Source organism: Rhodococcus sp. P14, assembly GCF_000256505.1.
In the GTDB taxonomy this organism is placed as follows: Bacteria; Actinomycetota; Actinomycetes; order Mycobacteriales; family Mycobacteriaceae; genus Rhodococcus; species Rhodococcus ruber.
This window is the reverse complement of sequence record NZ_AJFC01000033.1, coordinates 1-7,434: the sequence shown is the minus strand read 5'-3', so window position 1 is coordinate 7,434 and position 7,434 is coordinate 1. Positions and strand designations below refer to the sequence as shown.

7 protein-coding genes are annotated in these 7,434 nt (G+C 74.0%); 4 read left to right on the top strand and 3 right to left on the bottom strand.

What is annotated here, in order from left to right; translation table 11 throughout:
- From OEY_RS0102545 to OEY_RS0102530, 4 genes are all read left to right on the top strand, one after another.
- A partial coding sequence (locus OEY_RS0102545) for an ABC transporter permease (protein WP_010592380.1) occupies window positions 1-890 on the top strand: 890 nt, incomplete at its 5' end.
- Window positions 891-1,073: 183 nt separating this feature from the next.
- The gene (locus tag OEY_RS0102540) at window positions 1,074-2,657 is read left to right on the top strand and encodes an alpha/beta hydrolase (protein ID WP_010592379.1); all 1,584 of its coding nucleotides are present in this window, start codon (window positions 1,074-1,076) and stop codon (window positions 2,655-2,657) included.
- On the top strand, window positions 2,654-3,139 hold the full coding sequence (locus OEY_RS0102535; RefSeq protein ID WP_026138004.1) for a hypothetical protein: 486 nt from the start codon (window positions 2,654-2,656) through the stop codon (window positions 3,137-3,139). The genes OEY_RS0102540 and OEY_RS0102535 overlap by 4 nt, the downstream gene beginning before the upstream one ends.
- A gap of 122 nt (window positions 3,140-3,261) precedes the next feature.
- Window positions 3,262-4,251, top strand: a complete 990-nt coding sequence (locus OEY_RS0102530; protein ID WP_010592377.1) for a hypothetical protein — start codon at window positions 3,262-3,264, stop codon at window positions 4,249-4,251.
- 24 nt (window positions 4,252-4,275) lie between these two features.
- On the opposite strand, the gene OEY_RS0102525 is transcribed toward OEY_RS0102530, so the two are convergent.
- The 3 genes from OEY_RS0102525 to OEY_RS0102515 are packed head-to-tail and all read right to left on the bottom strand — an operon-like array spanning window position 4,276 to window position 7,426.
- A complete protein-coding gene (locus OEY_RS0102525) occupies window positions 4,276-5,253 on the bottom strand; it encodes a glycerate kinase (RefSeq protein WP_010592376.1) in 978 nt (325 codons plus the stop codon).
- Entirely contained in the window at window positions 5,235-6,173 is a 939-nt protein-coding gene (locus OEY_RS0102520; RefSeq protein ID WP_051009361.1) for a hydroxymethylglutaryl-CoA lyase, read from the bottom strand. Before OEY_RS0102520 ends, OEY_RS0102525 begins: the two co-directional genes overlap by 19 nt.
- Window positions 6,174-6,199: 26 nt before the next feature.
- Window positions 6,200-7,426: a CaiB/BaiF CoA transferase family protein gene (locus OEY_RS0102515; RefSeq protein WP_017682394.1), complete on the bottom strand. Its 1,227-nt coding sequence runs from the start codon at window positions 7,424-7,426 to the stop codon at window positions 6,200-6,202.
- Window positions 7,427-7,434: the final 8 nt, after the last annotated feature.

The following is a 7,434-nucleotide window of genomic DNA, read 5'->3' as shown; positions in this document are numbered from 1 at the left end:
CCGCCCGCGCCGACGGCGTGGAGGAGACCGTCGCGATGCACGGCGTCCCGGCGCGCATCGGCGACGAGGACACGTTCGGCGTCGCGCTGTCCGGGCCGCTCGGCGACGTGCTCGAGGTCGACGTCGTCGAGGGACGGGAGGACGTCGCCGGCACCGACCTGCTGGTGTCGCAGACCACGGCCGCGGAGAAGGGCTGGCGGGTCGGCGATGCGGTCACCCTCACCAGCCGCGACGGCGAGGACGTCGCCACGACGGTGAGCGGCATCTTCGCCGACAACCAGCTGCTCGGCTCGTGGGTCGTCTCCGAGGAGGTCTACCAGGAGTTCACCGCCCCCGCCTCCCGCGCGGACTTCGTGGTGTTCGTCGACACCGCGGCCGGCAGCGACCCGGATGCGATCCGCGCGGCCCTCGAGGACGCCACCAAACAGTTCGTCGTGGTGCAGGTGCTCGACCGGGAGCAGTTCAAGGGCCAGCAGGCCGCCCAGATCGACACCCTGCTCGCCGTGCTCTACGGGCTTCTCGCGCTGGCGGTGGTCATCGCGATCCTGGGCATCGTCAACACCCTCGCGCTGTCCGTCGTGGAACGCCGCCGGGAGATCGGCATGCTCCGCGCGGTAGGCATGCAGCGGGTCCAGGTCCGCCGCACCATCTACCTCGAGTCGATGCTCATCGCGGTGTTCGGGGCGGTCGTCGGTCTGGTGCTGGGTCTGGCGTTCGGCTGGGGCTTCGTCCGGACCCTGGCCGATCAGGGCCTCGACCAAATCGCCGTCCCGTGGGGACAGGTGCTCGGCATGCTCGTCGGCTCGGCCGTCGTCGGGGTGCTCGCCGCCCTGTGGCCGGGTGTGCGCGCCGCGCGCACCCCGCCGCTCGAGGCGATCTCCGACATCTGACGCCGCAGTCCTCGTCGTCCGCCCCCGGTGCCACGCACCGGGGGCGGACGGCGTCCGGCCGCCCGTGCCGGTCGCGAGTTGTCCACACCCGGACCGTTTCTCCACAGTTCGCCCGCCGCAGGGTCGCATCGCGCCGCGGCGGGCGCGCGGCCGGTTAGGCTGCCGCGCCAGGGGGGTGGATCGATGGATCTTCGGCAGTTGCAGCAGTGGGACCCGGATGCACTGGACGGTCTCGGCACGGTGCTGGACCGGCACGCGGAGGAACTCGAGCGGATCGGGACACAGATCACCGGACGGTTCGGCGGACAGTGGTCGGGCATCGCCCACGCCGCCGCCGAGCGGCGGATCGGTGACGTCGCCGAGCAGATCGCGCGGCGGTCCGACGCGTATCGCGAGGTGAGCCGCTGCGCGACATCGTGCGCACCGCGGCTGCGGGCGCTGCGCGCGGAACTCGACGACGCCACCCGCTGGGCCCGGGACCGGGCCTTGACGGTGCGGGACGACGGAACCGTCACGGCCGGCCCGGGACCGGACGCGGACTCGCACCGGCACGAGGCCGAGGCCCGCATCCGGGCGGTCCTCGACCGGGCCGAGGCGCTCGATCGGTGGGCCGCGGCCGATCTCGCCGGGACGGTGCACGAACCGGCGTCCCGTCCGCTCGGTTTCGGTGCCGTGCGCGCTGCACCCGCACCCACCGCCGTGGTGCCGCCAGCCGGGACGGCCGCGGCCGAGGTGGCGGCATGGTGGGCCGGACTCGACGACGGCGAGCGCACGTGGCTCGCCGCCTCGGCGCCCGAGCGGATCGGCAACCTCGACGGGGTGCCCGCCGCGGTGCGGGACCCGGCCAACCGCGCGCAGCTGGCGGCCGAACGGCACCGGCTCGAGGCGGTCGCCGCCCGCTTGCAGGCCCAGCTCGACGCCGCTCCGTTCGGCGGACTGACGAGCAACGCCGACGCCGGGCTCGCCCAGACCCGCAACAAGATCGCCGCGCTCGACGCCGTCGAGGTGGCGCTGTCCCGGCCGGCACGGCAGTTGCTGACTCTCGACCTCTCGGGCCGCGAAGCGATGGCCGCCGTGGCGGTCGGAGATGTCGACACCGCCGACCACGTCACCGTCTTCACCCCGGGCGCCGGGTCCACCGTGCAGGGCCATCTCGCCGGATACGACAGCCGGATGGCGGCGCTGAAGGACGAGACCGAGCGCCAACTGCAGGCGGCGGGCCGCGGCGCCGAGTCGGTCGCCGCCGTGACCTGGCTGAACTATCAGGTGCCGCAATGGGGCTGGGGCCTCGCCCGCACCGAGTCGAGCCCGGTCTCCGACCTCGCCGCGGTCCGCGCCGCCCCGCGGCTCGCCGGATTCCTCGACGGCCTGCGCGCCGAGCGGGATCCGCACGTGACCGCAGTCGGTCACTCCTACGGCGCTCTCGCCACCGGGCTGGCGCTGCAGCAGGGCGTCGGTGTGGATGCCGCCGTGTTCCTCGGCGCCCCGGGCATCGGCACCGACGACGTCGCCGAACTGGGGGTGCCACCGGGCGCGGCGTACCTCGTCGAGGCCGACCGCGACCCGGTCGGGGACCTCGGCACGTTCGGCGGCGATCCGAGTTTCCTCGACGGGGTGACCCAGCTGTCGAGCGACGCCGGGCCGGACGCGTCCGGCCGGCCGCGTCTCGGCTCGACCGGGCACAGCGAGTACCTGAACGACGGCACGATGAGCCTGTACAACGTCGCCGCGGTCGCCGGCGGGCTCAGGGATCGAGTGGTGCGATGAGGGGGGTGCGGCTCGGTGTGCCGATGCTGGCGCTGGTGGTCGCCGGGTGCGCGGGTGGACCGTTCCCCGTCGCCGTGCCCGAGCCGGTGGCCGCGGACCGCGCCGGTGCCGTCGAGTACTACACCCGGGTCCGGCACGACGCGACCGCCGCCCTGTCACGCGCATTCCCGGAGATGCAGTTCCGGCAGTCGACCCGGGGGACGACGGGTTACTGCGAACTGCCCGACGGCTCGGCGGGCACCACGGTGTTCCTCCCCGCGCTGCTCTCCGATCGGCCCGTGCCGGCCGGGCAGCTGGAGCGGGCGGCACGGGTGTTCGAGGAATCGTTGGCGGGCAGCGGATTTCACGGCTCCCGGTCCATACCGGTCGGGACGGGGCTCGAGATCCGGATGTTCGCCGCGGATGGTTCCGTCATCGCGTTCGGCAGCAATCTCGCCGCGACGGTGGGGCTGACGGTGGGGTGTTACCCCGAGCCGCCGTAGTCCGGGCTCGTCCGGCACCGCCCGCGCGGTTGCTCGACCGCGGCGTGTCCCTTCTCGCTCGCGGTGTCCCCACCTCGCCGTGCGTTAGGCTCGAGCCTCGTCCCGTCGGCGAAAGGGCAGTGATGCGTGCGGTGCTCGGCGTCGCGATCGATGCCGGTGAGGTCTGTGCGGTGCTCGTGGACGCCGACGTTCCGGTCCTCGGCCCGTTCGACACGCAACGCTGGCCCGTGGGGGACCGTGCCGAGGCTGAGGCGGTGAGCCGGGCGTTCACGGCGATGACCGAGCGTGCCGCGCGGGCGGAGGTGCACTTCACCCGAGCCGGACTGGTGGCACCCGCGACGGTCGTCCCGGACTCCGGGACGACCGAGGTGCGGACCGTGGGGATCGACGAAGCCCGGCTGGCCTTCCTCGCTGCGGCCCCGGAGCTCGACGGTGTGCGGACGGTGGTCCTGATCGGCCCCGACGATGCGACCGTGCGCGTGTCGGTCGCCGACATCCGCTCGGGTGCGGTGCTCGCGTCGGTTGCCGTGGCGGAGGACGACTTCGGTCAGATCGCGCTCGCACTACCGGAGGCCGCCGGCGAGGCCGGGGCGCTCGCCGGTGTCGCACCGGAGGCGCTGGTGTTCCCGGACCTGCGCCCCGGCGACGTCGCCGCCGCCCGTGCGCTCGCGGCGGCGCTCGGCGTGCCGTTCGTGACGCCGCACGGCGGGCCGTGGCACCGGGCCACCGGAGCCGCGCTCGTGGCCGCACGCACCGAACCGCTACCGGCGCCCTCGTCGCCGTCGTCACGGCGGGTCGCGCTGCTGGCGGCGGTCGTCGTCGCGCTGGCCGTCCTGCTCGGCGGCGGGCTGGCCGTCGCCATCGGTGGGGCCGGCCCGTCCGAACCGCCGCGTCCGGCCGACGCCGCCCGGTTCGTGCCCGCCCCCTCGGCCGGCCCCGGCCCGGACACCGGGGCGCCGACCGCGGTCCCGTGCCCGGGGCGCGACACTCCGCAGGTCCGGCCCGCGGGCTGGTCGATGCGGGCGTCCGACCCGGATCCCGGCCCCCACCCCGACTCGACGTCGCCGTCCGTCACCGCACCGCCGTCCGTCACCGCACCGCCGTGCGAATGACGTTCCTTCCCGGTCGCGACCGAGTCAGCCGAGGCGTGCGAGCCGGGCACCGGCCGCGCGCAGGGCGTCGAGATCGGTGGCGATCATGATCTCCGCGAACCGGTCCCGGTAGTCACCGAGGTCGTCGCCCACGGATCCCACCACCGCCACGACCGGCGCCGCGTGCACCCGGGCGAGGATCGCCGAGACGATCTTTCCCGAGCGGGACTGCCCGTCGAGGCGTCCTTCGCCGACGACGACGAGGTCGGCGCCGGCGAGTGCGGTGTCGAACCCGAGCGCGTCGAGCACGAAGTCGGCTCCCGAGCGCAGATCCGCGCCGAACTGCGCCCACATGCCGCCGGCGAAACCCCCGGCCGCGCCGGTCCCGTCCACCTCCCGCGGATCACGCGGCAACGTCACGGCCGCGTCCTCGAGGCGGCGGGTGAGCCGTTCCACGGTTGTCGCGTCCGCGCCCTTCTGCGGGCCGAACACCCGCGCGGCGTCGGTGTAGCGGGTGGTCACGTCCGTCAGTACCGTGACGGTGGCGGTACCCAGGCCGCCGGCGTCCATGACGGCGGCGATCGCACCGAGCCCACCGTCGGTCGTGGCCGATCCTCCCGCCGCGACGACGACGTGCGTGGCGCCGCGCCGCACGGCCTCGGCCATCGCCAGCCCGGTGCCGTAGGTGTCCGCCGTCATCGGATCGCGGAAGCCCTTGTGCGGTGTGGTGATTCCGCTGAAGGTGGCGAGCTCGACGACCGCGGTGCCGTCCTCGCCGAGCCCGAACGAACCCGCACACGGGGCGCGCCACGGATTGACGGAGTCGATCTCGATCAGCTCGAGACCGAGCGGGCCGGTGAGCACCGCGAGGGTGCCGTCGCCGCCGTCGGCGACCGGCATCCGGATCGTCTCGAGCCCGGCCGATTCCGCGCCCGCCGCCACGGCGTCGGCCACCTCGGCGGCGCGGTACGTGCCCTTGAAACTGTCCGGGGCGATCAGCACCTTCACCGCCGCACCACCCATTCGAACGCCGCGGCCTCGGATCGGGCACCCTGCGCGGCGCGGGCGCGGTTCGGCTCGCCCAGCTCGGTGACGACGGACTCGCCCAGCCGGACCAGGTCGGCGAACACCGGCGGGGTCAGCCACGCGGGCCGGGTGGCGAAGAGCAGGTCCTCGCTCGCGGTGTTGCCGCTCGCGCCGGGTGCGAAGGGGCAACCACCGAGTCCGCCGAGCGAGCCGTCCACCACCGCGGCGCCCGCCTCGATCGCGGCGAGGCTGTTGGCGACGCCCAGGCCCCAGGTGTCGTGGCCGTGGAAGACGATGCGGCGGGCGGGGGAGTCCGCACGTACCCGGGACACCAGCGCCGTGACCTGCGCGGGCACGGCCTGACCGAGGGTATCGGCGAGGACGATGTCGGCGGCGCCGTCGGCGCGCGGGTCGCACGCGATCTCGAGCACCCGGTCGGGGTCGACGGGCCCGTCGAACGGGCACGTGAATGCAGTGGCGAGGCAGAGCTGGATGGTGCCGCCGGCGGCGCGGGTGTGTTCCACCGCGGCGGGCATCGCGGCGAGGCTCGCGTCGGTGTCCCGTCCGATGTTGGCGCGGTTGTGGGCGTCCGACACCGACAGGCAGTACTGGAAGTGCCGGGCGCCGGCGGCGGCCGCCTTCTCCACGTGCCGCGGCGTGGCCACCCAGATGTAGCAGCGGTCGAGTTCCTCGGGGGTGAGCATCCCGATCAGCTCGACCGTGCCGGCCATCGGCGGGACCAGGTCGGGCCGGGCCACGGAGCCGATCTCGAGCTGCGGCACGCCGGCGGCCAGCAGGGCGCGGACGATCTGCGCCTTCCGCTCGGTGGGCAGCACCTTGCCGGTCAGTTGCAGCCCGTCGCGCAGGGTCACGTCGCGCAGCTGCGGTGCCCCGGCACTCACGACACCACCGCTCATCACACCACCGCGCACCACACCGCCACTCACGACACCACCTCCAGGAGCTCGTCGATCTCGGCCTCGGTCCGGCCGAGCAGACCCCCGAGCACCTCGCGGGTGTGTTCGCCCAGATCCGGTCCGACGTGGCGGATGGGCAGCGACCGGCCGCCGAGCACGGGGACGATGCCCGGGAACCCGACCTGCTTCGGCTCGTCCTCGCCGACGTCGACGGCGAAGTGCTGGATCATGTTCCGCGCCCGGTACTGCTCGTCGTCGACGATGTCGGCCGCCGTGTAGATCGGCCCGCTCGGCACCCCCGCGGCGTCGAGGATCCCGAGCACCTCGTCGCGCGGCCGACGCCGCGTCCAGTCGGCGATCGCGGCGTCGAGTTCCTCCCGGCGGGCCCAGCGACCGGCGTTGGTGGCGAGGTCGGGATCGTCGGCGAGGTCGGGTCGCTCGATGGTGCGCATGTAGCGCTGGAAGATGGCGTCCGCGTTCCCGGCGATGATCACGGAGGTGCCGTCCGAGCAGGGATAGGCGTTGGAGGGGGCGATGCCCTCCATGCGGCCGCCCACCCGTTCCCGCCGGACCCCGTAGGCGAGGTAGTCGGGAATCAGCGACTCCATCATCGACAGCATCGACTCGTTCAGGGCGACGTCGACGACCCGGTTCGCCGGCGGCAGTGACCCGATCAGCTGCCGCTGCAGCAGCGCCGTGACCGAGCCGAAGGCCGCGTACAGCCCGGCGATGGAGTCGCCGATCGACACCCCCACCCGCACCGGCGGCCGGTCCGGGTCCCCGACGAGTTCCCGGAACCCGCCCACGGCCTCGGCCACGGCCGCGAATCCGGGACGCTCCGCGAGCGGGCCGGTCTGGCCGAACGCGGAGATCCGGGTGATCACCAGGTCCGGTTTGATCTGCGCGAGCACCTCGGGGCCCATTCCCCACCTCTCCAGGGTGCCGGGCCGGAAGTTCTCGAGCAGCACGTCGCAGTGACGCACCAGATCGAGGATCACGGCCCGGCCCGCCTCGGTGCGCAGGTCCACCACGATGGACTTCTTGTTGCGGTTCACCGTGCGGTACAGCATCGACGTGTCCCCGGCGTACAGGCGCCAGTTGCGCAGTTCGTCGCCGGTGCGGGGCCGTTCGACCTTGATGACCTCCGCGCCGAAGTCGGCGAGCAGCCGGCCCGCGGTGGGCGCGGCGATGTAGTTGCCGAGTTCGAGGACGCGGATGCCTTCGAGAGGGCGCAGGATCTCCTCCGAGTTCATGGGCAACA